This window comes from Priestia sp. P5_B4 (genome assembly GCF_056400385.1).
Genome location: NZ_JBFULJ010001457.1, coordinates 1 through 590, shown reverse-complemented (window position 1 = coordinate 590; position 590 = coordinate 1). Strand labels below are relative to the sequence as shown.

Here is a 590-nt window from a genome sequence, read left to right as displayed (position 1 = left end):
AGCAAAACGGCTACATCATACTTTCCGTCAATAATTCCTTGTGTTAAATTTGGACATAAACCCGCTTCTAGCATAATCTTTAGAGAAGGGTGCTGTTTTTTTAATTCACGAATATACGGTGTAATAAAATAGGCGGCCAGCGACTCCACGGTTCCTATTGAAACGGTTCCTCTAGCATCTTCGTTCGTAGTAAGACGCTCTTTTGCTTCATTTAATAACTCGGTTACTTGATTCACATAATAAAGCAATTCTTCACCAGGCTGAGTCAGCTTCATTTTTTGTCCTGTTCGTTCAAATAGTTTTTGACCGTAATGATCCTCTAACTTTTTTATATGAGTGCTAACGCTTGACTGAGCATACCCTAACTCCTCGCCCGTTCGTGTATAGCTCCCCCACTTCGCTACTTCTTTAAATGTATATAAATAATTAATATCCATGTGCTGCTCCTTATGTACTGCTGTTTGGTTTCGTTGTCCATATTTTAAAGCTGTTCTAGTAATTAGAACTTATACGTAAATAGAATCACAGTACAGTATAAGCGAACTCGTTTTGCCAAGCAATTTTATCAACCTTAAAAATTCCTTTTATAT

1 protein-coding gene is annotated in these 590 nt (G+C 36.9%); it reads right to left on the bottom strand.

From position 1 onward, the window contains the following. Nucleotides 1–437: LysR family transcriptional regulator (locus tag AC1DRF_RS31590; RefSeq protein ID WP_477742772.1), on the bottom strand; the 437-nt coding region annotated here is incomplete at its 3' end. Nucleotides 438–590: the final 153 nt, after the last annotated feature.